This window comes from Streptomyces sp. NPDC004111 (assembly GCF_042874215.1).
Lineage (GTDB): Bacteria > Actinomycetota > Actinomycetes > Streptomycetales > Streptomycetaceae > Streptomyces.
This window is the reverse complement of the sequence record NZ_JBIAMU010000015.1, coordinates 53,844-75,630: the sequence shown is the minus strand read 5'-3', so window position 1 is coordinate 75,630 and position 21,787 is coordinate 53,844. Positions and strand designations below refer to the sequence as shown.

21 protein-coding genes are annotated in these 21,787 nt (G+C 71.6%); 11 read left to right on the top strand and 10 right to left on the bottom strand.

Annotated elements, in window-relative coordinates; genetic code table 11:
• Positions 1–181 precede the first annotated feature (181 nt).
• The 4 genes from tilS (at position 182) to folE (ending at position 4,757) form a co-directional block, all read left to right on the top strand.
• Entirely contained in the window at positions 182–1,201 is a 1,020-nt protein-coding gene (gene tilS / locus ACFYVL_RS27515) for a tRNA lysidine(34) synthetase TilS (RefSeq protein WP_389249377.1), read from the top strand.
• A gap of 15 nt (positions 1,202–1,216) precedes the next feature.
• A complete protein-coding gene (hpt, locus tag ACFYVL_RS27510; protein ID WP_389249375.1) occupies positions 1,217–1,777 on the top strand; it encodes a hypoxanthine phosphoribosyltransferase in 561 nt (186 codons plus the stop codon).
• 209 nt (positions 1,778–1,986) lie between these two features.
• Complete coding sequence (gene ftsH / locus ACFYVL_RS27505; protein WP_389249373.1) at positions 1,987–4,020, top strand: ATP-dependent zinc metalloprotease FtsH; 2,034 nt, start codon at positions 1,987–1,989, stop codon at positions 4,018–4,020.
• 131 nt (positions 4,021–4,151) lie between these two features.
• On the top strand, positions 4,152–4,757 hold the full coding sequence (gene folE, locus ACFYVL_RS27500; protein WP_389249371.1) for a GTP cyclohydrolase I FolE: 606 nt from the start codon (positions 4,152–4,154) through the stop codon (positions 4,755–4,757).
• 208 nt (positions 4,758–4,965) lie between these two features.
• On the opposite strand, the gene ACFYVL_RS27495 is transcribed toward folE, so the two are convergent.
• The 6 genes from ACFYVL_RS27495 to ACFYVL_RS27470 form a co-directional block, all read right to left on the bottom strand.
• On the bottom strand, positions 4,966–5,448 hold the full coding sequence (locus tag ACFYVL_RS27495; RefSeq protein WP_389249369.1) for a DUF3180 domain-containing protein: 483 nt from the start codon (positions 5,446–5,448) through the stop codon (positions 4,966–4,968).
• A 51-nt stretch (positions 5,449–5,499) separates the two neighbouring features.
• On the bottom strand, positions 5,500–6,099 hold the full coding sequence (gene folK, locus ACFYVL_RS27490; RefSeq protein ID WP_389249367.1) for a 2-amino-4-hydroxy-6-hydroxymethyldihydropteridine diphosphokinase: 600 nt from the start codon (positions 6,097–6,099) through the stop codon (positions 5,500–5,502).
• Positions 6,096–6,455 (bottom strand): dihydroneopterin aldolase, encoded by a 360-nt coding sequence (gene folB / locus ACFYVL_RS27485; RefSeq protein ID WP_389249365.1) that lies wholly within the window; start codon positions 6,453–6,455, stop codon positions 6,096–6,098. The genes folK and folB overlap by 4 nt, the downstream gene beginning before the upstream one ends.
• A gap of 177 nt (positions 6,456–6,632) precedes the next feature.
• The gene (locus ACFYVL_RS27480; RefSeq protein WP_389249364.1) at positions 6,633–7,088 is read right to left on the bottom strand and encodes a nuclear transport factor 2 family protein; all 456 of its coding nucleotides are present in this window, start codon (positions 7,086–7,088) and stop codon (positions 6,633–6,635) included.
• Complete coding sequence (gene folP / locus ACFYVL_RS27475; protein ID WP_389249362.1) at positions 7,085–7,954, bottom strand: dihydropteroate synthase; 870 nt, start codon at positions 7,952–7,954, stop codon at positions 7,085–7,087. Before folP ends, ACFYVL_RS27480 begins: the two co-directional genes overlap by 4 nt.
• Positions 7,955–7,970: 16 nt before the next feature.
• The gene (locus tag ACFYVL_RS27470) at positions 7,971–8,438 is read right to left on the bottom strand and encodes a MarR family winged helix-turn-helix transcriptional regulator (protein ID WP_389249360.1); all 468 of its coding nucleotides are present in this window, start codon (positions 8,436–8,438) and stop codon (positions 7,971–7,973) included.
• A gap of 111 nt (positions 8,439–8,549) precedes the next feature.
• Here ACFYVL_RS27470 and ACFYVL_RS27465 point away from each other — a divergent pair, with 111 nt between their 5' ends.
• Positions 8,550–9,476 carry an NADP-dependent oxidoreductase gene (locus tag ACFYVL_RS27465; protein WP_389249358.1) on the top strand — a complete coding sequence of 309 codons (927 nt, stop codon included), beginning with the start codon at positions 8,550–8,552 and terminating at the stop codon, positions 9,474–9,476.
• 262 nt (positions 9,477–9,738) lie between these two features.
• Here the strand turns inward: ACFYVL_RS27465 and ACFYVL_RS27460 are convergent, their stop codons facing one another.
• Positions 9,739–11,583, bottom strand: coding sequence for a phosphatidylglycerol lysyltransferase domain-containing protein (locus ACFYVL_RS27460; RefSeq protein WP_389249357.1), 1,845 nt, complete (start codon positions 11,581–11,583; stop codon positions 9,739–9,741).
• A 149-nt stretch (positions 11,584–11,732) separates the two neighbouring features.
• On the opposite strand from ACFYVL_RS27460, the gene ACFYVL_RS27455 reads away from it, so the two are divergent.
• Positions 11,733–12,845, top strand: coding sequence for an alpha/beta hydrolase (locus ACFYVL_RS27455; RefSeq protein ID WP_389249355.1), 1,113 nt, complete (start codon positions 11,733–11,735; stop codon positions 12,843–12,845).
• A 179-nt stretch (positions 12,846–13,024) separates the two neighbouring features.
• On the opposite strand, the gene ACFYVL_RS27450 is transcribed toward ACFYVL_RS27455, so the two are convergent.
• Complete coding sequence (locus ACFYVL_RS27450) at positions 13,025–14,182, bottom strand: ABC transporter ATP-binding protein (protein ID WP_389249353.1); 1,158 nt, start codon at positions 14,180–14,182, stop codon at positions 13,025–13,027.
• A gap of 153 nt (positions 14,183–14,335) precedes the next feature.
• Between ACFYVL_RS27450 and ACFYVL_RS27445 the strand changes: the two genes are divergently transcribed.
• The 4 genes from ACFYVL_RS27445 to ACFYVL_RS27430 all read left to right on the top strand — a co-directional run bounded on the left by ACFYVL_RS27445 (position 14,336) and on the right by ACFYVL_RS27430 (position 18,042).
• Entirely contained in the window at positions 14,336–15,067 is a 732-nt protein-coding gene (locus ACFYVL_RS27445; RefSeq protein WP_389249351.1) for an ABC transporter permease, read from the top strand.
• 5 nt (positions 15,068–15,072) lie between these two features.
• Entirely contained in the window at positions 15,073–15,741 is a 669-nt protein-coding gene (locus tag ACFYVL_RS27440) for an ABC transporter permease (protein WP_389249349.1), read from the top strand.
• Between the two features lie 55 nt (positions 15,742–15,796).
• Positions 15,797–16,783, top strand: a complete 987-nt coding sequence (locus tag ACFYVL_RS27435; RefSeq protein WP_389249347.1) for an ABC transporter substrate-binding protein — start codon at positions 15,797–15,799, stop codon at positions 16,781–16,783.
• Positions 16,784–16,923: 140 nt separating this feature from the next.
• Entirely contained in the window at positions 16,924–18,042 is a 1,119-nt protein-coding gene (locus ACFYVL_RS27430; protein ID WP_389249345.1) for a hypothetical protein, read from the top strand.
• Positions 18,043–18,112: 70 nt separating this feature from the next.
• Here ACFYVL_RS27430 and ACFYVL_RS27425 read toward each other — a convergent pair whose 3' ends face one another.
• Positions 18,113–19,270 carry an NADH-quinone oxidoreductase subunit D gene (locus ACFYVL_RS27425; RefSeq protein WP_389249343.1) on the bottom strand — a complete coding sequence of 386 codons (1,158 nt, stop codon included), beginning with the start codon at positions 19,268–19,270 and terminating at the stop codon, positions 18,113–18,115.
• Between the two features lie 76 nt (positions 19,271–19,346).
• Positions 19,347–20,405, bottom strand: coding sequence for an SAM-dependent methyltransferase (locus ACFYVL_RS27420; protein WP_389249341.1), 1,059 nt, complete (start codon positions 20,403–20,405; stop codon positions 19,347–19,349).
• A 106-nt stretch (positions 20,406–20,511) separates the two neighbouring features.
• On the opposite strand from ACFYVL_RS27420, the gene ACFYVL_RS27415 reads away from it, so the two are divergent.
• A complete protein-coding gene (locus ACFYVL_RS27415) occupies positions 20,512–21,702 on the top strand; it encodes a sensor histidine kinase (RefSeq protein ID WP_389249339.1) in 1,191 nt (396 codons plus the stop codon).
• Positions 21,703–21,787 lie beyond the last annotated feature (85 nt).

Sequence of the window (21,787 nt, the reverse complement as noted above, 5' to 3'; positions counted from 1 at the left end):
TGCGTGCGACTGCAGGAACGGTAAGGGAAACGCCCGCTAAATCACCCATCCGAGGGACCGTAAGCGCTGGGTAGGCGTGCAATGCTCGGGTAACCGCTCGTTTCTGTCACCATCTACGCACTCTCCGTGACAGAGGCGCCTCCCTCCCGAGGCACCCCAACTCCACCGAAGGGCACCGGACATGGGTCCCCATCCTGCGGTCGCAGCGATACGCCTGGCGGTCCGCCGCGTACTCCACGACGTACTGAACGAACACAACCGCACCGCACAGCCGCGCACGGACGGGGGCTCCCCGCTCGTGCTCGTGGCGTGCTCCGGCGGCGCCGACTCCATGGCGCTGGCCTCCGCGCTCGCCTTCGAGGCGCCCAAACTGGGCATCCGGGCGGGCGGCGTGACCGTCGACCACAACCTCCAGGCGGGCTCCGGCACCCGGGCCGCCGAGGTCGTCACCCGGATGACCGCTCTCGGACTCGCCCCCACGGAGGCCGTCGCGGTGACCGTGGGCCGGGCCGGCGGGCCGGAAGCCGCCGCCCGCGACGCCAGGTACGCGGCCCTGGACGGCGCGGCCCTGCGGCACGGCGCCGCCGCGATCCTCCTCGGGCACACCCGTGACGACCAGGCCGAGACCGTCCTCCTGGGTCTCGCCCGCGGCTCCGGCACCCGCTCGCTCTCCGGAATGGCGGCCGTCTCGGGGGCGGCCGGGCGTTACCGCCGTCCCTTCCTCCAGCTCGACCGGCAGACCGCCCGCAAGGCCTGCATGGTCCAGTCCCTGCCCGTCTGGGACGACCCGCACAACACCGACCCCGCCTACACCCGCTCCCGGCTCCGCCAGGAGGGCCTGCCCGCGCTGGAGAAGGCGCTGGGCAAGGGCGTCGTCGAGGCACTCGCCCGGACGGCCCAGCTCTCCCGCGACGACGCGGACGCCCTCGACCACTGGGCCGCCGAGGCCTCCTCCTCCGTACGGGACGCCACCGGCCGGCTGGAGTGCGCGAAGCTCTACGCGCTGCCGCCCGCCGTGCGCCGCCGGGTGCTGCGCAGGGCCGTCGTCGAGGCCGGTTCCCCGGCCGGTTCGCTCTTCGCCCGGCACATCGAGGAGGTGGACCGCCTGATCACCGGATGGCGCGGGCAGGGGGCCATCAACCTCCCCGGCCGGGTGGAGGCTCAGCGGCAGGGTGGCAGACTGGTCATTCGGCAGGGCTGAAGTTCTACGAAAGTGATGCGGGTGGACGCGAACGACATGGGCACCGACCTCAAGTCGGTGCTCATCACCAAGGAAGAGATCGACGCGAAGCTGGCCGAGCTGGCCGCGAAGGTCGACGCGGAGTACGCGGGCAAGGACCTGCTCATCGTCGGAGTCCTCAAGGGCGCCGTGATGGTGATGGCGGACCTGGCGCGCGCGCTGTCCACCCCGGTCACGATGGACTGGATGGCGGTGTCGTCGTACGGCGCGGGCACCCAGTCCTCGGGCGTGGTCCGGATCCTCAAGGACCTGGACACCGACATCAAGGGCAAGCACGTCCTGATCGTCGAGGACATCATCGACTCCGGCCTGACGCTGTCCTGGCTGCTGTCGAACCTCGGCTCGCGCGAGCCGGCCTCCCTCAACGTGTGCACTCTGCTGCGCAAGCCGGAGGCCGCGAAGGTCGCCATCGACGTGAAGTGGGTCGGTTTCGACATTCCGAATGAGTTTGTCGTCGGATATGGCCTGGATTACGCCGAGAAGTACCGCAATCTTCCCTTCGTCGGGACCCTCGCGCCCCACGTCTACGGGGGCTGAGGCGTTCCGGTAGGGCCGAAGGACCCCTACCGGAGCAGTAGCGGGGAACCCTCGCGCAATTCCCGCCGTTGGAGCAGGGGAAGGCAGGTTTGTCAGCCGTCCCCTGCGGTCGCGGGTGACAATGCTGGGGTACCGTCCGAAGAACAGTCTTTTATTCAGCGGCATTTACCTACGGGCAGGAGGGACGGGGCGCAGTTCGCCCCGTATGGATGGACGTGAAGCGATACTTCCGTGGGCCGGTCATGTGGATCGTGCTGGCCGTCCTCGCCGTGGTCGTGCTGATGCAGGTCGTCGGCTCGTCTGGCGGCTACAAGACGGTCGACACCGGCAAGGTCATCCAGGCGATCGACAAGGACCAGGTCGACCAGGTCAAACTGACCACCGGTGACGAACAGATCATCAAGGTGCAGCTGAAGGGCGACCAGAAGGTCGACGACAGCTCCAAGATCCAGGCGAGCTACATCGGGGACCAGGGCTCCAAGCTCGCCGCGAAGCTCGACCAGAAGTACGAGGCGGGCAAGATCAAGGACGGGTACACCGTCACGCCGACGAAGCAGAACGCCTTCGTCGGGATCCTGCTCTCCCTGCTGCCCTTCGTCCTCATCGTCGTCGTCTTCCTGTTCCTGATGAACCAGATGCAGGGCGGCGGCTCCCGGGTCATGCAGTTCGGGAAGTCCAAGGCGAAGCTCATCACCAAGGACACCCCGAAGACGACCTTCGCCGACGTGGCGGGATCCGACGAGGCGGTCGAGGAGCTCCACGAGATCAAGGAGTTCCTCCAGGAGCCGGCGAAGTTCCAGGCCGTCGGCGCCAAGATCCCCAAGGGCGTGCTGCTGTACGGCCCGCCCGGTACCGGCAAGACGCTCCTCGCGCGCGCCGTCGCCGGCGAGGCGGGGGTCCCCTTCTACTCCATCTCGGGCTCCGACTTCGTCGAGATGTTCGTGGGTGTCGGCGCCTCGCGCGTCCGCGACCTCTTCGAGCAGGCCAAGGCGAACGCCCCGGCGATCGTCTTCGTCGACGAGATCGACGCCGTCGGCCGCCACCGCGGCGCCGGCATGGGCGGCGGTCACGACGAGCGCGAGCAGACGCTCAACCAGCTGCTCGTCGAGATGGACGGCTTCGACGTGAAGGGCGGCGTCATCCTGATCGCCGCCACCAACCGCCCGGACATCCTCGACCCGGCGCTGCTGCGTCCGGGCCGTTTCGACCGGCAGATCGCGGTCGACCGTCCGGACATGCAGGGCCGTCTGGAGATCCTCAAGGTCCACCAGAAGGGCAAGCCGGTCGCCAAGGACGTCGACCTGGGCGCGGTTGCCCGTCGTACGCCCGGCTTCACGGGCGCGGACCTGTCGAACGTGCTGAACGAGGCCGCGCTGCTCACCGCGCGCAGCAACCAGAAGCTGATCGACAACCACATGCTCGACGAGGCGATCGACCGCGTCGTGGCCGGCCCGCAGAAGCGGACCCGGATCATGTCCGACAAGGAAAAGAAGATCACCGCGTACCACGAGGGCGGTCACGCCCTGGTCGCGGCGGCCTCGCCGAACTCGGACCCGGTCCACAAGATCACGATCCTGTCGCGCGGCCGGGCCCTGGGTTACACCATGGTGCTCCCGGACGAGGACAAGTACTCGACCACCCGCAACGAGATGCTCGACCAGCTGGCGTACATGCTGGGTGGCCGCGCCGCCGAGGAACTGGTCTTCCACGACCCGACCACCGGCGCCGCGAACGACATCGAGAAGGCCACCGGTACGGCCCGCGCGATGGTCACCCAGTACGGCATGACCGAGCGCCTCGGCGCGATCAAGTTCGGCGGCGACAACACCGAGCCCTTCCTGGGCCGGGACATGACGCACCAGCGCGACTACTCCGAAGAGGTCGCGGCTCTCGTCGACGAAGAGGTCAAGAAGCTCATCGAGACCGCGCACAACGAGGCGTGGGAGATCCTGGTCGAGAACCGCGACGTCCTCGACAACCTGGTTCTGGCCCTCCTGGAGAAGGAGACGCTGAACAAGGAGCAGATCGCCGAGATCTTCGAGCCGATCGTGAAGCGCCCGGCCCGCCCCGCGTGGACCGGCTCCTCCCGGCGCACCCCCTCCACCCGGCCTCCGGTGCTCTCGCCGAAGGAACTGGCGCTCACCAACGGTGCCGCCAACGGCGTGACGCCCGCGATCACCTCGGTGACCAAGGACGCCCCGCAGGCCGACGCGGTCCCGGAGGACCGTCCGGAGAACAGCTAACCCCTCCGTCGCCGGGGTCACACCCGGCCCGGAATGGATGCCGCGACCCCCAGGTTCTAGCCTGGGGGTCGCGGCATTTCCGCAGTGACATTCATTTGGGCCGCGCGGAGAACCACAGGAACGAGGCACTGATGACCGACCCGGTGACGCTGGACGGCGAGGCCACCATCGGCGAGTTCGACGAGAAGCGGGCCGAGAACGCGGTCCGCGAACTCCTCATCGCCGTCGGCGAGGACCCGGACCGCGAGGGCCTGCGGGCCACTCCGGGGCGGGTGGCGCGGGCCTACAAGGAGATATACGCCGGTCTGTGGCAGAAGCCCGAGGACGTCCTGACGACGACGTTCGACCTCGGCCACGACGAGATGGTCCTGGTGAAGGACATCGAGGTCATGTCCAGCTGTGAGCACCATCTGGTGCCGTTCCACGGGGTCGCGCACGTCGGGTACATCCCGTCCGCCGACGGCAAGATCACCGGTCTGTCGAAGCTGGCCCGCCTGGTGGACGTCTTCGCCCGCCGCCCCCAGGTCCAGGAGCGGCTGACCACCCAGATCGCCGACTCGCTGATGGAGATCCTGGAGCCGCGCGGGGTGATCGTGGTCGTGGAGTGCGAGCACATGTGCATGACGATGCGCGGGGTGCGGAAGCCGGGGGCGAAGACGATCACCTCGGCGGTGCGCGGGCAGCTGCGGGATCCCGCGACGCGTGCGGAGGCGATGAGCTTGGTGATGGCGCGCTGAGGGGGCAGCGGGAGCGCCCCGGGGCGTGTCAGGGGGCCTGGCCGGGGGCGTCCGGGGCGGGGCCGGGGGGCGTCCGGGGCGGGGTGAGTGCGGTTCCGCTCGGGCCGCCCCTCTTGCTCGCCCGTTCCGCCCCCGGGGGCCTTGCCGCCCGAGGGGGCTCTCGGCGGGCGCCCCGCCGCCCGGGGTGGGCGGGAGAGCGTGGGGCCGGTCAGGTGGTGGGGGCGGGGGAGTGGTCTTCGTCTTCGGGGAGGCGCAGGACGCGTTCCAGGAAGAAGGCGGCGGCGATCACCGCGGCGGCGGCCAGTACCGAGAGGCCCGAGTAGAGGGCCTGGGTGCGGCGCATCGGGAGGTCCAGGCCGTCCAGCAGGAAGTGGACGCCGAGGCCGCCGTACACGCCCGCCACCAGGGCCGAGACCAGCGCGCTCGCCTGGCCGAAGACGACCGCGCGGGCCGCCAGCATCGGGTCGACGCCCTTTGCCTCGGGCCGCCGCTCCCGCTGGGCGCGCAGGCGGGCGCGCAGGGCGAGCGCGGTGGCCAGCAGGACCGCCGCGATCAGGGCCAGCACGACCGGGGCCGCGACCGGCACCCCGGGCAGGGTGTCGATCGAGGCCCAGAGCCGGGCGCCCGCCCAGGACAGCACGCCCGACACGGCGAACACGCCGGCCAGCACCCCGAGCCGTAGTTGCTTCACGAGGTCTCGTTCTCCGTCGGGTCGTGGGCCGGTTCCATGCTCGTACAACGCCTATTCGGGCAGTCGGAGTTCCAGATCGACGCGCGGGAGTACGCCGTCGGTGCCGATGCCGGTCAGGAGGTCGGCGACCGCGCCGCGGCCCGGGACGACCGCCTCGGGGTCCACGTCGTGCCACGGGGCGAGCACGAAGCCGCGCTCGTGGGCCCGCGGGTGCGGCAGGGTGAGGACCGGGTCGTCGGAGACGACATTGGCGTACGAGACGATGTCCACGTCGATGGTGCGCGGACCCCAGCGCTCCTCGCGGACCCGGTCGAAGGCCTCCTCGATGGCCTGGCCGCGCTCCAGGAGCGAGGACGGCGGGAGGGTGGTCTTCACCAGGATCACCGCGTTGAAGTACGAGGGCTGGGAGCCGGGGTCGACGCCCCACGGCTCCGTCTCGTACACCGGGGAGACCGCCTTGACGCGGACGCCCGGGGTGTCCTCCAGGAGGTCCACGGCGCCCTGGAGGGTCTCCAGCCGGTTGCCCAGGTTGCTGCCGAGGCCGATGACCGCCCATTTGGGGTTGGAGAGGGTGATGTCGGCGGCGTCCACCTGCTCCGTCACGGAGGCGGGCACCGGCTGGACGGTGGGGTCGCTGTGCATGGGGTTCATACGCGGCTCCGGGTGATGGTGATGGTGACGTCGTCGAAGGGGACGGTGATCGGGGCGTCCGGCTTGTGGACGCACACCTCGACCTCGTCGACCCCCTCGTGCTTGAGGCACTGCTGGGCGATCCGCTCGGCGAGCGTCTCGATCAGGTCGACCGGCTCGCCCTGCACGACCTCCACGACCTCCTCGGCGACCACGCCGTAGTGGACGGTCTTCGTCAGGTCGTCGTCGGCGGCGGCGGGACGGGTGTCCATGCCGAGCACGACGTCCACGATGAAGGTCTGGCCCTCTTCGCGTTCCCTCGGGAACACGCCGTGGTGCCCGCGGGCCTTGAGGCCGCGCAGCGCGACACGATCCACGCGAATCACTCCTGCTGTTCGTAGTAGAAGGGCTCCGTGCCGCATGCGGTCGGCACCTCACCTGGATCGAATCTACCTGCGAGCACCGACAGCCCCCGCTCGCGGGGCCGTGGACGCTACCGGAGGAACCTGTGGGGCGGGTCCTTCCGAGGCTCATCTTCCAAGGCCCCTACCCATTCAGGAGGAGGAATCGTCGTCCTCGGCGTCCTCGTCCGCATCGGCCAGTACGGGGGACCCGTGGTGCGCCCACAGCCGCCAGCCGTCCGGGGTGCGCCGGAACACATTGGTCGCCACCACCAACTGTCCCACCAGCGGCCCCAGTTCGCCGCTCTCCTCGGCGGGACCGCCGCTCAGGATGTTCTCCGTGCAGGTGGCCAGGGCGGTGTCGCCCATCACCGAGACCTTCACGTCGGTGAGGAAGAACTGGATGTATTCGGTGTGCGCCATGATCAGCGCGTACGACCGCAGCACCTCGCCCCGCCCGGAGAGCACCGGCCAGCCGGGGTGCACGCAGGAGATGTCGTCGGCGAGCCAGAGCGCGGAGAGCTCCTCGAAGTCGCCGCGCTCCAGGCACTCGTAGAAGGCGGTGTTGGCGAGTTCGACCTGTTCGGCGTCGGTGCCGCGGGGCGTCACTTGGCGCCCGCCACGGCACGCGCGACCCGGACGGCGTCCGCGGTGGCCCGTACCTCGTGGACCCGGACGGCCCAGGCGCCCTCGTGGGCGGCGATGGCGGAGACGGCGGCGGTCGCGGCGTCGCGCTCGCGGGCCGGCGGCGGGGCGGCGCCCTCCCCGGCCAGTACGGCGCCCAGGAAACGCTTGCGGGAGGCGGCCACCAGCAGGGGGAGGTCCAGGGCGCGCAGCTCGCCCAGGTGGGCCAGCAGGGCGAGGTCGTGCTCGGCCCGCTTGGCGAAGCCGAGGCCGGGGTCGACGACCAGGCGCTCGGGGGCGATGCCGCCCGCGACGACCGCGTCCACCCGGGCGCGCAGCTCGGCGAGCACTTCGCCGACCACGTCGTCGTACACCGCGAGGCTGTTCATGTTCTCGCTGAAGCCGCGCCAGTGCATGACGACGAACGGGACCTCGGCGGCGGCGACCGCCCGGATCATGTCCGGGTCGGCGAGGCCGCCGCTGACGTCGTTGACCAGCACCGCGCCGGCGGCGACTGCCTGCTCGGCGACGGCCGCGCGCATGGTGTCCACGGAGACGGTGACGCCCTCGGAGACCAGGCCGCGCACCACGGGCACGACCCGCTTGAGCTCCTCGTCGGGGTCCACCCTGCTGGCGCCGGGGCGGGTGGACTCGCCGCCCACGTCGACCAGGTCGGCGCCCTCGGCGACCAGGGCGAGGCCGCGCTTGACGGCGGCTGCGGTGTCGAACCAGCGGCCGCCGTCGGAGAAGGAGTCGGGCGTCACATTGACGACGCCCATGACCGCACAGCGGTCCCACTCCGGCAGTCCTTCCGGCAGTCCTTCTGCGGGGCGCGTGCGCAACGTACTCATACGACCAGCCTAGGCGTCAGCCGGTGCTCCCCGAACCGCCCGTACCGTGCGGGAAGACCCTGCCGAGGAGCGCGTACAGGGCGCCGCGGTCGGCGTCGTCCAGGGTGTCCAGGGCGCCGAGCGTGCCGTGCATCCGGGCCCGGACGGTGTCGATGGTCTCCTCGCCGAGCGCGGTCAGTACGACGTTCTTGACCCGGCGGTCGGTGGCGCTGGGCTCGCGGCGCACCAGTTCGCGCTTCTCCAGCCGGTCCACGATGCCGGTGATGTTGGAGGCGTCGCAGGCCAGCGTGGTGGCCAGGGCCCGCATCGGGGCGGGGGCGCCGCGCAGCACGCTGAGTGCCTTGGCCTGGCTGGGGGTGAGCCCGACGGTGGCGGCGGCGAGGGTGAAGTCGCCGTAGTAGAGCCCGAAGGACGTGGCCAGCCGCTCGATGAGCTCGGCCGTCGTCGGGGCCGTCCCGGAGGACGGAGGGGAGTTGGCTGCCATGACACGCAGTGTACGCCGGGAAACTTGACCATCTCAAACATTGAGGTTTACGGTCGAAGGGAATTACTTGAGATTGTCCACCTTTGATCCACCGTGACTGGAGTGTTCGCCATGAAGGCCATCTCGTACCGCGCATACGGCAGCCCCGACGTCCTGGAGTACGGCGAGCGCCCGATGCCCAAGCTCGGCCCCGACTCGGTGCTGGTCAAGGTCCGCGCGGCCTCGGTGAACCCGGTCGACTGGAAGGTCCTCGGCGGCTACCTCGACCCGGTGCTGGACGCCGTCTTCCCGGTCGTGCCGGGCTGGGACGTGGCGGGGGTCGTGGAGCGGGCGGGCGCCGCGGTGACCGAGTTCGCGCCCGGCGACGAGGTCGTGGGGTACGTACGGGAGGACTTCGTCTCGCGGGGCACCTTCGCGGAGTACGTCGCCGCCCCGGTCCGCACCCTGGCCCGCAAGCCCGCGGGCACGAGCTTCGAGGAGGCGGCCGGGCTGCCGCTGGCCGGCCTCACCGCGTACCAGGCGCTGAACCGCAGCCTGAAGGTGCGGGCGGGGGAGAAGGTGCTGGTGCACGCGGCGGCCGGCGGCGTCGGCTCGCTCGCCGTGCAGATCGCGCGGGCCCAGGGCGCGGAGGTCGTCGGGACGGCGGGCGAGCACAACCACGCGTACGTGCGGTCGCTGGGCGCGACGCCGGTGACGTACGGCGAGGGCCTGGCGGAGCGGGTGCGCGCGGTGGCCCCGGACGGGGTGGACGCGGTGCTCGACCTGGTCGGGGGCGAGGCGCTCCAGGTGTCGCCGCAGCTGCTCGCGGAGGGCGGCCGGCTGGCGTCCGTCGCGGACGGGGCGGTCACCGGGCTCGGTGGCGACTACGTCTTCGTACGGCCGGACGCGGCGGACCTGGCGGCGCTGGGCGGGCTGGTGGAGCGGGGGGAGCTGAAGGTGGAGGTGGCGGCGGTGTATCCGCTGGAGCGGGTGGCGGATGCCTTCCGGGAGAGCATGGGTGGGCATACGCGGGGGAAGATCGCGATCAAGGTGGCTTGAGGGGGGGCCTTGAGCGGCGGCGGGGGGCGTGTCTGGGGCGAGGCGGGGTGTTCGGGGTGCGTGTCTGGGGCGGGGCGGGCGCGTGTCCGGGGCGGGGGGCGAGGTGTGCGGCTCCGCCGGGGGCCGCCCCCTTGCCCGCCCGTTCCGCCCCCGGGGGGCGGCCCCGCCGCCCAAGGGGGCTCGGCGGGCGGCCTCGCCGCCCAAGGGGGCGGGGGAGCGAGAGGGGCGGCCCCGCCGCCCAAGGGGGCGGGGGCCTTGGGGGTCAGGCGCTTGGGGTGTTGGGGAGGGGGGTGGGGTCCATGTGGGCGCAGGGGTGGGGTTCGCGCTTGGCGGAGGACTTGCGGGCGAACGGGCGGGGCAGGCCCAGCGTGACGAAGCCCTCCGCCTGCATCGCCGCGAAGCCGATCCGGGGCAGGTCGCGGGTGGTGCGGAAGACCACGAAGCGCGGCTCCCAGCGCGGCCGGAACTTGGCGTTGAACTTGTACAGCGACTCGATCTGGAACCAGCGGGAGAGGAAGACGAGGAGACCCCGCCAGCCGCGCAGCACCGGCCCGGCGCCCAGCTTCTCGCCGCGGGCGAGCGCCGAGCGGAACATCGCGAAGTTCAGCGAGACCTTCTTGATGCCGAGCCCGGGGGCGGCCGTCAGGGAGGCGACGATCAGCAGCTCGTTCATGCCGGGGTCGGCGGCGCGGTCGCGGCGCATCAGGTCCAGGGACATCCCGTCGGGGCCCCACGGCACGAAGTGGAGCACCGCCTTGATGTCGCCGTAGGGGCCCGGCTGGGCGCCCTCCTCGTCGGCCTTGTGGGCGGTGGCGATGAAGCAGTCCTCGTCGCCCGGCTCGCCGACCCGGCCCAGCGCCATCGAGAAGCCGCGCTCGGTGTCCGTGCCGCGCCAGTCCGCCGCCGCCCGGCGGATCCGCTCCAGCTCCTCCTGGTCGAGGTCGCCGACCCGGCGCACCCGGGTCTCGTAACCGTTGCGCTCGATCCGCTTCACCATCTGCCGCACATTGCGCATCGCGCGCCCGGAGAGGGAGAAGTCGGGTACGTCGACGACGGCCTCGTCGCCCAGCTCCAGCGCGTCGAGACCGGTCTCGCGGGTCCACACCTCGCCGCCGGTCTCCGAGCAGCCCATCACGGCCGGCGTCCAGGAGTGAGCCTTCGCCTCGTCCATGAACCGCTCTATGGCGCCGGGCCAGGCCTCGACGTCACCGATCGGGTCGCCCGAGGCGAGCATCACACCGGAGACGACCCGGTAGGTGACCGCCGCCTTGCCGCTCGGCGAGAAGACGGCCGCCTTGTCGTGGCGCAGCGCGAAGTGGCCCAGCGAGTCGCGGGCGCCGTGCCTCTCCAGCAGGGCGCGCAGCCGTACCTCGTCCTCCTCGGTGAGGCGGGCGGCCGGGTGCTCGGGGCGCAGCGCCAGGTACAGGGTGGTGATCGCGGTGAGCCAGCCGAGCGCGCCGAGCGAGTAGCCGACGGTCCAGGAGACCTGGCCGCCGTACGAGACGGGGCCCTCCATGCCGACCAGGCCGTACAGCACGTGCTGGAGGCGGTCGGGCAGGCCCGGGTTGCCGATGACCCGGCCCGGGTGCGAGCTGACGATCAGCAGGCCGAGCGCGATCGAGCCGGCACCCATCAGGACGAAGTTCGCGAGCGCCTTCCAGCGGCTGCGCGGGTCGGGCAGCGCGGCGAACTCACTCCGGTGGACCAGCAGCAGCACGAGAAGTGCGAGCGCGATCAGGACGCCCAGAACGGAGTGGCGGTACGCGTACTGGGCGACGGCGCCGACCGGCAGCAGGATCACCGCGGAGCGCCAGGCGCGGCGCTTGCGGCGTTTGAGGCCGTGCGCCAGGAGCAGCAGCAGAATGCCCACGGTCAGTGAGAAGGCGGCGGCGAAGGGCCCGAAAGTACCGGGCAGCACCTCGGCGATGCTGTGCATCCGGCTGTGCCGGAAGCGGGGGAAGACTCCTGCAGCGATGTCGAGCAGTCCGACGAGGGTGACGGCCGCGCCCACCAGCGCGGGGACCTTCTCGGCTCGCGGTCCCCGAAGGATCCGCCGCACCCGATCCGGAACCGCTCCGGACTTATCCCCATCTATTCTGATTGACATCGCTTCCCGAGGTTTTCGCGAGGGGTTTTGTGCCCGCGGAACTTGGAGAAGGTCCGTCCGGGCAATGTGCGTCCACTAGGACGGTGCTTCCGGGGGGTGGGTTCACTCGGCTCTCAGGAATTTCTCATCCAGGAAGTAACGATCTCGTCATGGGTCTCACCAGTACCAAGGTTCTCGCGCTCGCTGTAGTGATCGCGGTCCTGCTCTTCGCCGCCACCGTCTGGCTCTGGCCGCGCCTCTCGGGCCGCAACTGGAGGGCCGTCCTCGGCCGGGTCGGCATGCTTCTGGTGACCCAGCTGGCGCTGTTCGCCGCGGTCGGGCTCGCCGCGAACAAATCGTTCCTCTTCTACGGGTCCTGGGCCGACCTCTTCGGCCAGGAGGAGGGCATGGGCGTGGTCGTCGACCACGCGCAGGGCGGCGGCAAGCAGGCCCAGCTGATCGGCACGCGCGCCATGGACGTGCCCGGCGGCAACAAGCCGTCCGTCGGCGGCCAGATACAGGAGGTCCGGATCGAGGGCCGCGAGTCCAAGATCGCCAGCCCGGCCTTCGTGTACCTGCCGCCGGAGTACTTCCAGCCCAAGTACGCCAAGAAGAACTTCCCGGCCACCGTCGTCCTGACCGGCTACCCGGGCACCGCGATGAACCTGATCAAGGGGCTGCGCTACCCGCAGACCGCCCTGATGCAGGCCCGCGCGGGCAAGGCGCAGCCGATGATCATGGTGATGATGCGGCCGACCGTCGCCCCGCCGCGGGACACCGAGTGCGTGGACATCCCGAACGGCCCGCAGACCGAGACGTTCTTCGCCAAGGACCTGCGCCAGGCCATCTCCGACGCGTACCGGGTCGGTACGAAGCCGGAGAACTGGGGCTTCATGGGGAACTCCACCGGCGGCTACTGCGCGGTGAAGATCGCGATGCAGCACCCGGACAAGTTCGCCGCCGGCGCGGGCCTCTCGGCGTACTACAAGGCGGCCGACGACCCGACGACGGGCGACCTCTTCGGCGGCGACCCGAAGCTGAAGCAGCGGGCCGACCTGCTGTGGTCGCTGGACAACCTGCCGGCCCCCAGGACGTCGCTGCTGCTCACCACCAGCAAGAAGGGCGAGGACAACCTCAAGCCGACGCTGAAGTTCATCGAAAAGGTGAAGCCGCCGACGCGGGTGTCCTCGATCACGCTGAACAGCGGCGGGCACAACTTCAACACCTGGAAGCGGGAGATCCCGGCGGCGGTGGAGTGGCTGAGCAAGAAGCTCACCGCCTGACGCGCGCTTAGCGGCGCGGGTACGGGAGCGAGGGCGCGGGGCGGTGACGCTCCGCGCCCTCGCACGTGGGGCCCCCGGGTTCCGGCCGCTGGTGCGTGCGGCTCCCGGGGTCCGGCCGGTGGTGCGTGCGGCCCCCGGGGTCCGGCCGGTCGCGCGCCCGGTCTCCGGGACCCGGCCGGTCAGCCGACCGTTTCCACGTCCACCTCGGTACGGGAGACCTTCCGCCCGTCCGCGTCGATCGAGCGCCGCAGCGCCTCGTGCAGCCGGGCCGGGGTCAGCACTCCCAGGAAGCGGCCCTCGCTCGCCTCGTCGATGACCGCGATCCAGCCCGCGTCGTGCTGGAGCATCGTGGCGAAGGCCTGCTTGAGGGACGCGCCGACCGGCAGCCACGCCTCCATGCGGCGGGCGTGCTCGCGCACCGTACCGCCGGAGCCGGTGGCGTCCGCCGGGATCCAGCCGTGCAGGTTGTCCTCGCCGTCCAGGACGACCGCCCAGCGGGCGCCCTCGGCGGACAGCCGGGCGGTGGCCGTCGTCAGCGGGTCGTCGAGGTGCACGACCGGCGGCTGGTCGAGGTCGGACTCCTCGATGGGGGTGACCGACAGCCGCTTGAGGCCGCGGTCGGCGCCGACGAAGTCCGCGACGTACGGGGTGGCGGGGGCGCCCAGGACCGCCGCGGGGGCGTCGAACTGCTCGATGGTGCCCTGGCCGTAGACCGCGATCCGGTCGCCGAGGCGTACCGCTTCCTCGATGTCGTGGGTCACGAACAGGACGGTCTTGCGCACCTGGGACTGGAGCTTGAGGAACTCGTTCTGGAGGTGCTCGCGGACCACCGGGTCGACGGCGCCGAAGGGTTCGTCCATGAGGAGGACGGGCGGGTCGGCGGCCAGGGCGCGGGCGACGCCGACGCGCTGGCGCTGGCCGCCGGAGAGCTGCTCGGGGTAGCGGGAGCCGTAGACGGAGGGGTCGAGGCCGACCAGGTCGAGGAGTTCGGCGGCCCGCGCACGGGCCTGCGAGCGCTTCACACCCAGGAGGTGCGGGACGGTCGCCGTGTTGTCGAGGACCGTTTTGTGCGGGAAGAGGCCGACCTGCTGGATGACGTAGCCGATCCGGCGCCTCAGTTCGACGGGATCGACGCCGGATATGTCCTCGCCGTCGAGCAGGATGCGCCCCTCGCTCGGTTCGATCAGCCGGTTGACCATCTTCATCGTGGTGGTCTTGCCGCAGCCCGACGGCCCGACGAGCGTGACGAGTTCACCCGCGGCGACCTCGAAGGACAGGTCGTCGACGGCCGTCGTGCCGTCGGCGTAGCGCTTGGTGACGTGCTCGAACCGGATCATGGGGCCCCATTGTGACGGTTGGTGACGGAAGTTGTGTGAAGGGCGTGTTGCCGGGATGTGGCGGCCCGAAGCGGTTGTCAGTGCCCCGGGCTATGGTCTTGAACATACGTTCTCGGGCGACTGGAATCGGCCTGACGGGGGAGGTGGGGACGTGTGAGCGAACAGAGCTGTCTGGTGACGAACGACTGGATATGCGGGGAGTACCTGCGCTCCCGCAGCCAGGAGCTGATCGACGCCACCGTCCAGCACATCGGGATCACCGTGGCCTCGGTGCTGATCGGGCTGGCCGTCGCCTTCCCGCTCGCCCTGCTGGCCCGGCGCAGCAAGCGCCTCGCCGGACCCGTGCTGGGACTGACCACTGTCCTGTACACGGTGCCCTCGCTGGCGATGTTCTCGCTGCTGCTCCCGCTGTTCGGGCTCTCCTCCGCGCTGGTGATCACCGGCCTGGTGCTGTACTCGCTGACGATCCTCGTGCGGAACATCCTGGCCGGGCTGGAAGCCGTCCCCGAGGAGGCCCGGGAGGCCGCGCGCGGCATGGGATACGGGCCGTGGCGGATGCTCTGGGAGGTCGAACTGCCGCTCGCGCTGCCGGCCCTGATGGCCGGGCTGCGCATCGCCACCGTCTCTACGGTCGCGCTCACCACGGTCGGCTCCATCGTCGGCCGGGGCGGCCTGGGCAACCTCATCGAGGACGCGCTGCCCACCTTCTTCAAGGCCCAGGTGCTCGCCGCCTCCGTGCTGTGCGTCCTGCTCGCCCTGGTGGCGGACCTGCTGCTGCTCGGGGTGCAGCGGCTGCTGACGCCGTGGACCCGGGTGCACAAGGTCCGGCGCGAACCGCTGGCGGACCGAATACGCAAGACTTCTGCGGCTGTTGAGGCGGGCTGATCGCGATGGGTGTGCTCGGCGAGGCCTGGACCTGGCTGATGACCGGCTCCAACTGGTCGGGGGACGGCGGCGTCCTCAACCGGCTGACGGAGCATCTCTACGTCAGCGGGGTCGCGCTCCTCATCGCCTGCGCGCTCGCGCTGCCCACGGCCTTCCTGCTCGGCCACCTCGGCAAGGGGGGTGCGCTCGCGGTCAACATCTCCAACGTGGGGCGCGCCGTCCCGGTGTTCGCGGTGCTCGCGCTCTTCATGGTCTCGCCGCTGCGCTCGGCCGGCTACGTACCGACGATCATCGCGCTGGTGCTGTTCGCCGTGCCGCCGCTGCTGACCAACGCCTACGTCGGCATGCGGGAGGTGGACCGGGCCGTGGTCGAGGCCGCGCGCGGCATGGGGATGGACGGCCGGCAGCTCTTCGTCCGGGTCGAACTGCCCCTCGCCTATCCGCTGGTGATGACCGGGCTGCGGTCGGCGGCCGTCCAGGTCGTGGCCACCGCCTCGATCGCGGCGATGGTCGGCCAGGGCGGGCTCGGGCGGATCATCACCGCCGGGTTCAACACGTACGACACCGCGCAGGTCGTCGCCGGCGCGATCCTCGTGGCGCTGCTCGCGCTGCTGGTGGAGGGGGCGCTCGTGCTGCTCGGCCGGCTCTTCTCCCCGCTGCGCAAGACCGTCTGACAGTCCCTTTGTCCCTTTCCTGCACCCTCGTGCATTTCCTGGATGGTGAACCCTCATGAGCAAGACCTCACGCCTCGCGGGTGCGGTAGTCGGCCTGGTGGCCCTGACCGGGTCGCTCGCGGCCTGCGGCGGTGACAGCCTGGAGAGCAAGGGCAAGCCCGGCGGCGGGTCCTCCGACGCCGCGGCCGGCGGCAAGAAGGGCTCCCTGGTGGTCGGTGCCGCCGCCTTCACCGAGTCCAAGGTGCTCGCCGAGCTGTACGCACTGGTCCTCAAGGACGCCGGGTACGGCGCCTCGGTGACCGTGGTGAAGAACCGCGAACTGTACGAGCCCTCGCTGGAGAAGGGCGAGATAGACGTCGTACCGGAGTACGCGGCGACCCTCACCGAATTCCTCAACGCCAAGGTGAACGGCGCCAAGGAGGCGGAGAAGAAGCCGCTGGCCTCGCCCGACGTGAAGGCCACCGTCGCCAACCTGGAGAAGCTGGCGGGTCCGCTCGGGCTGAAGGTGCTGCCCGCGGGCGAGGCCGTCGACCAGAACGCGTTCGCCGTCACCAAGGAATTCGCCGCCAAGAACAAGCTCAAGACGCTTTCCGACCTGGGGAAGTCCAAGATCAAGGTGAAGATCGCGGCGGGCGACGAATGCGAGATACGGCCGTTCTGCGCGCCGGGCCTGAAGTCGAAGTACGGAATCGACGTCGCCGGTATCGACCCCAAGGGCGTCGGCACCCCGCAGTCCAAGCAGGCCGTCAAGGACGGTGAGGACCAGCTCGTCCTCACCACCACCACGGACGCCACCATCGACAGCTTCGGCCTCGTCTTCCTGGACGACGACAAGAAGCTCCAGAACGCGGACAACCTGCTGCCCGTGGTCAACGCGAAGAAGGCGGGCGACCCCGCCGTCGCGGAGGCGCTCGGCAAGCTCACCAAGGTTCTGACCACGGCGGATCTCGGTGAACTCAACCGCAAGGTCGACATCGAGCGCGCCAAGCCGGCCGATGCCGCGAAGGCCTATCTGGAGTCGAAGGACCTCATAAAGAAGTAGCGGGGCGGCAGTTGGGGCACCGCCCGGACCGAATGCGGACCGGCCCGTCAACGGCACCGGAACGATTCCCGGGTAACCGCACGGGAACAGATTGCCGGGCGGTGCCCCATACGTGTCTTGCGCACGGTAAATTTCGGGCCATGCCACGTGGACGCCACCGCCATTCCCCGCCCCTGCACAAACTGCTCCCCCCGTCGGCGGTCGCGGGCGGCTCACTCGTGTGTGCCGCCGGTGCCTGGTTCGTGGCGGATCCCGTGGTGCTGCGGATACTCGTCGCCGCCGCGGCCGCCGCAGCCGTCACCGGCGCGGCCCTGATGCGCAACTGGGACCGCACGGCCGGCCGCAAGGTCGCCGAGCTGAACCGGGCGCGCGAGGCCGACGGCTGGAAGACCGAGGAGCGCATCGCGGACATCGAGGGCGACCTTGAGGAGTCGCGCGCCCTGCGGGTCAGGCTGGAGGCCAAGCTGCGCGCCAAGCGGGTGGAGCTGGCCGGGCTGCGCAACGAGCACGCCGCGCTGCTGCGCCGGTACGCGACCGCCGAGACCGAGCGGGCCAGCGCCCTGGAGAGCCGCCGGATGCTCGTCATGGCGTCGTCCCCGGTGAAGGAGCTGACCGCCGCACCGTCCACGCCGACGCCCGCCGCGTACATGCGGGCGGCAGCCGCGCTGGAGAACCTGGCGCGCAACGGCGAGGCGCAGCGCAGGGCCGCCGACACGGCCCGGTCGGCAGCCGCGGCGGCGGCCCAGCTGGAGGTACGGGTTCCGGCCCAGGCCCCGGCCCGGATCGACGCGGACGCCCTGACCCCGGTCCCGTCCGCCCCGGCCGCGCCGGCCCCGGCCCCCGCGCCGCTGGTGCGCAGGGCCGTCCCCGCTCCGGTGCGCGACCAGGCGGCGCGCGAGCACACCCGCCCGTCGTCGGCCCTCGCGCCGTACGCCCCGCAGAACCTGCCCGCGGTGAAGAAGCAGGGCGGCTTCGACTTCTTCGGCACGGGCGCGGGCGCGGCTGCGGGCGCCGCCCCCGCAGCCGACTCCGCCGCCGGTTCGCGGGCCCCGGCGCTGGAGCCGGCCCGCGGCGCCATGACGGAGGCCGTGCAGCAGGAGGACCTCGCGGACGTCGTCGGCGAGGAGGCCCTGGCACTGCACCGGTCGTCCCGGGCGGGCGTGGACAGCGAAGCGGTCGGCGAGGTCATCGACCTGACCGCGCACGACGAGACCGAGCAGCTGGACGTACGGGACCTCAGGAGCGCGATCAGCTCCTGACCCACCGCTCCACACGGCGAGGCCCGGCGGACACTGTCCGCCGGGCCTCGCCGTGTGCACGGCCCGTCGCCTACTTGTCGATGTCGCCGACCACGAAGAACAGCGACCCGAGGATCGCGACCATGTCGGCGACGAGCGTCCCCGGAAGCAGTTCGGTCAGCGCCTGGATGTTGTTGAAGGACGCCGAGCGCAGCTTGAGCCGGTACGGGGTCTTCTCGCCCTTGCTGACCAGGTAGTAGCCGTTGATGCCGAGCGGGTTCTCGGTCCAGGCGTAGGTGTGTCCCTCGGGGGCCTTGAGGACCTTGGGCAGCCGCTGGTTGATCGGCCCCGGCGGCAGGTCGGCCATCCGGTCGAGGCAGGCGTCGGCGAGGTCGAGGGCGTTGTGGGTCTGCTCCAGCAGGCACTCGAAGCGGGCCAGGCAGTCGCCCTCCTCGCGCGTGACGACCCCGAGCGTGTCCTGGAGTTCGCCGTACGCGAGGTAGGGCTCGTCGCGGCGCAGGTCGAAGTCGACGCCGGAGGCGCGGGCGATGGGGCCCGAGACGCCGTACGCGTGGACGGCGTCGGCGGACAGCACGCCGATGCCGCGGGTCCGGCCGCGGAAGATCTCGTTGCCGAGGACGAGGTCGTCGTACACGTCCATCCGGGAGCGGACCGAGGCCACGGCGTCGCGGGCCCGGCCGAGCCAGCCGAGCGGGAGGTCCTCCTTGAGGCCGCCGACCCGGTTGAACATGTAGTGCATGCGCCCGCCGGAGATCTCCTCCATCACGGCCTGGAGCTCCTCGCGCTCGCGGAACGCGTGGAAGACGGGGGTGATGCCGCCGAGCTCCAGGGGGTACGAGCCGAGGAACATCAGGTGGTTGAGGACCCGGTTCAGCTCGGCGAGGAGGGTGCGGGTCCAGACGGCGCGCTCGGGCACCTCCATGCCGAGCATGCGCTCGACCGCCATGACGACGCCGAGCTCGTTGGAGAACGCGGAGAGCCAGTCGTGGCGGTTGGCCAGCATGACGATCTGGCGGTAGTCGCGCGCCTCGAACAGCTTCTCCGCGCCGCGGTGCATGTAGCCGATGACGGGCTCCGCGTGCTGGACGCGTTCGCCGTCGAGGACGAGCTTGAGGCGCAGGACGCCGTGGGTGGAGGGGTGCTGGGGGCCGATGTTGAGGACCATGTCGGTGGCATCGGCCGCACCGCCGATGCCGACGGTGGTCGTCTGCGGAGGCGTCTGCGTCATGCGGGACAGTATCCCCCGCCCCACCGGGACCGGGCCCCCGGGCTTCCGCCCACCCGCCCGCACACCCCGCTTCCCGTCACTTCCGCACCTCCACCTCCAGCCACCCGAAGTCCCCCAGCCCTCCCCGGGCCACCAGCTCCGCGCCCTCTCCCGCCCGTGCCAGCGCCCGCACGTATCCCGCCGGGTCCGTCGACGCCAGTGACAGCGGCGGACGTTCCCCCGTCACCCCCAGCCCGCGCAGGGCCTCCCGCTGCGTGGTGAGGAACGCCGCCCCCCGGCCCGCGCCCGTACGCGCCTCGGCACCGGGACCCGCGCCCGCCCCCGCCGCCGCGCAGGCGTCCAACGCCACGTGGGACGTCACGTCGCAGCTCCCGTCCGGCACCGCCGGCACCTCACGGCCGCCCGCGAACCCCGTCAGCGTGCCGAACGGCGGCCGGTCCTCCGCTGCGTGCGCGTAGTCGACCGCCACCGCCCGCCCCGCCGCCAGCGTCCCGACCGCGTCCGCCCACGCCTCGTCCCGGGGGCGCCCGATCTCCGCACGGTGCCCGGGACGGCCGGCCAGCGGCCACCACCGCTCCAGCCACCGCGCGTCCGCCCCGGTCACCTCCGCGCCCAGGCGTTCCGTGCCGTCCGGCCGTACCTCCACGTACCGCACCGTCCCCGAGCCGTCGGCCTCGGCGACGTCCACCGGGACGTTGTCCAGCCATTCGTTCGCGAACAGCAGGCCGGTGACACCCGTCGGCGGCGTGGACCGCCACTCGATGCGGTGGTCGAGACCGGCCGGCCGCCCGGCCCGTTCGACGGCGTACGCCCGCACCTCGAACCCCCCGGCGCGGCCCCCCGCGTCGTGCTCCGGGTCGAGCGCCGCCAGGACCCCCGTCAGGAGTTCGCCGCGGCCCGCCCCGATGTCCACCAGGTCGATGCCGTCGGCGGGCTCGCCCAGCGCCTCGTACGTCTCGCGCAGCAGCCGTGCCACCGCCCCCGCGAACAACGGCGACGCGTGCACCGACGTCCGGAAGTGGCCGGCCGGGCCCTCCGGGCGGAGGTAGAAACCGCCAGGACCGTACAGCGCGCGCTCCGTCGCCTCCCGCCACCCGCGCCACTCGGACAGTTCATGCCTTTTCTCATCGCTCACGGCACCCAGTCTCCACTCCGTCTCCACCTTGGGGAGTAGTGGCCGGGGCGCCGGATCGCTCCTCCGGTTGACCCATCGACCTCTGCGGTTTCCCTACGCTGGTGGTGTGCAGCGCCTCTACGATTTCCTCCGCAGACACCCGACGGGCGTCGACAGCTTCTGGGCTGTGGTCCTGTTCGGGATGTCCGCGTTGTCCGCCGGTGTCTACAGCGGGTCCCGGTTCGGCGCGACGCTCTTCTGTGTCCTCCTGATGTGCCTCACGGTGGCGCTGCGTCGCCGCGCACCGGAGAAGATGCTGCTCCTGTCGATCGCGACCGGGCTCCTCCAGGTCGCCATCTCCGTCGAGCCGAACTTCTCCAACCTGGCGATGTTCGCGACCGTCTACACCGTCGCCGCCAACGGGGCCCGTTGGGCGTCCCGGCTCGCGCTCGGCGCCTCCGCGCTGGCCGGCACGATCTCGCAGCTCCGCTGGGCGGTGGACAAGGGCGACCCGGTCGCGCCGTACGCCTTCGCGATCTTCCTGACGGTGCCGTTCGTGCTGGCCTGGGTGCTGGGCGACTCGATGCGCACCCGGCGCGCGTACTTCGCGCAGCTGGAGGAGCGGGCCGCCCGGCTGGAGAAGGAGCGCGAGGCACAGGCCAAGGTCGCCGTCGCCGCGGAACGGGCCAGGATCGCCCGCGAACTCCACGACGTCGTCGCGCACAACGTGTCGGTGATGGTGGTGCAGGCCGACGGCGCCGCGTACGTCATGGACGCCTCGCCCGACCAGGCCAAGCAGGCCCTGGAGACCATCTCGACGACCGGCCGGCAGGCGCTCGCCGAGATGCGCAGGCTGCTCGGCGTACTGCGCACCGGCGAGCACCAGGAGAGCGGCGAGTACGTGCCGCAGCCCGACGTCCAGCAGATCGAGGACCTGGTGGAGCAGGTCCGCTCCGCCGGGCTCACCGTCGACTTCAAGGTCGAGGGCACCGCCCGCCCGCTGCCCAGCGGCGTCGAGCTGACCGCGTACCGCATCGTGCAGGAGGCCCTCACCAACACCCGCAAGCACGGCGGCCCCGAGGCGGGCGCCAGCGTCCGGCTCGTCTACTTCGACGACGGGCTCGGCCTGCTCGTCGAGGACGACGGCCGGGGCGCCGCCCACGAGCTGTACGAGGACGGCGGCGCGGACGGCCAGGGGCACGGTCTGATCGGCATGCGCGAGCGGGTCGGTATGGTCGGCGGCACGCTGGACGCGGGGCCCCGCCCCGGCGGCGGCTTCCGGATCAGCGCCCTGCTGCCGCTGAAACCGGCCCACTGACCACGCGCGCCGCCCCGCCGACAGCAGCCACCGGCCCGCGCCGGTCACCGCCACCGGCCGGGCCCACCGCCCACGAGTCCCGCTT

Coding starts and splice junctions, on each gene's coding strand:
- tilS (WP_389249377.1), top strand. CDS start 182: ATGGGTCCCCATCCTGCGGTCGCAGCGATACGCCTGGCGGTCCGCCGC.
- hpt (WP_389249375.1), top strand. CDS start 1,217: ATGCGGGTGGACGCGAACGACATGGGCACCGACCTCAAGTCGGTGCTC.
- ftsH (WP_389249373.1), top strand. CDS start 1,987: ATGGACGTGAAGCGATACTTCCGTGGGCCGGTCATGTGGATCGTGCTG.
- folE (WP_389249371.1), top strand. CDS start 4,152: ATGACCGACCCGGTGACGCTGGACGGCGAGGCCACCATCGGCGAGTTC.
- folK (WP_389249367.1), bottom strand. CDS start 6,099: ATGAACCCCATGCACAGCGACCCCACCGTCCAGCCGGTGCCCGCCTCC.
- folP (WP_389249362.1), bottom strand. CDS start 7,954: ATGAGTACGTTGCGCACGCGCCCCGCAGAAGGACTGCCGGAAGGACTG.
- ACFYVL_RS27470 (WP_389249360.1), bottom strand. CDS start 8,438: ATGGCAGCCAACTCCCCTCCGTCCTCCGGGACGGCCCCGACGACGGCC.
- ACFYVL_RS27465 (WP_389249358.1), top strand. CDS start 8,550: ATGAAGGCCATCTCGTACCGCGCATACGGCAGCCCCGACGTCCTGGAG.
- ACFYVL_RS27460 (WP_389249357.1), bottom strand. CDS start 11,583: ATGTCAATCAGAATAGATGGGGATAAGTCCGGAGCGGTTCCGGATCGG.
- ACFYVL_RS27455 (WP_389249355.1), top strand. CDS start 11,733: ATGGGTCTCACCAGTACCAAGGTTCTCGCGCTCGCTGTAGTGATCGCG.
- ACFYVL_RS27450 (WP_389249353.1), bottom strand. CDS start 14,182: ATGATCCGGTTCGAGCACGTCACCAAGCGCTACGCCGACGGCACGACG.
- ACFYVL_RS27440 (WP_389249349.1), top strand. CDS start 15,073: ATGGGTGTGCTCGGCGAGGCCTGGACCTGGCTGATGACCGGCTCCAAC.
- ACFYVL_RS27435 (WP_389249347.1), top strand. CDS start 15,797: ATGAGCAAGACCTCACGCCTCGCGGGTGCGGTAGTCGGCCTGGTGGCC.
- ACFYVL_RS27430 (WP_389249345.1), top strand. CDS start 16,924: ATGCCACGTGGACGCCACCGCCATTCCCCGCCCCTGCACAAACTGCTC.
- ACFYVL_RS27425 (WP_389249343.1), bottom strand. CDS start 19,270: ATGACGCAGACGCCTCCGCAGACGACCACCGTCGGCATCGGCGGTGCG.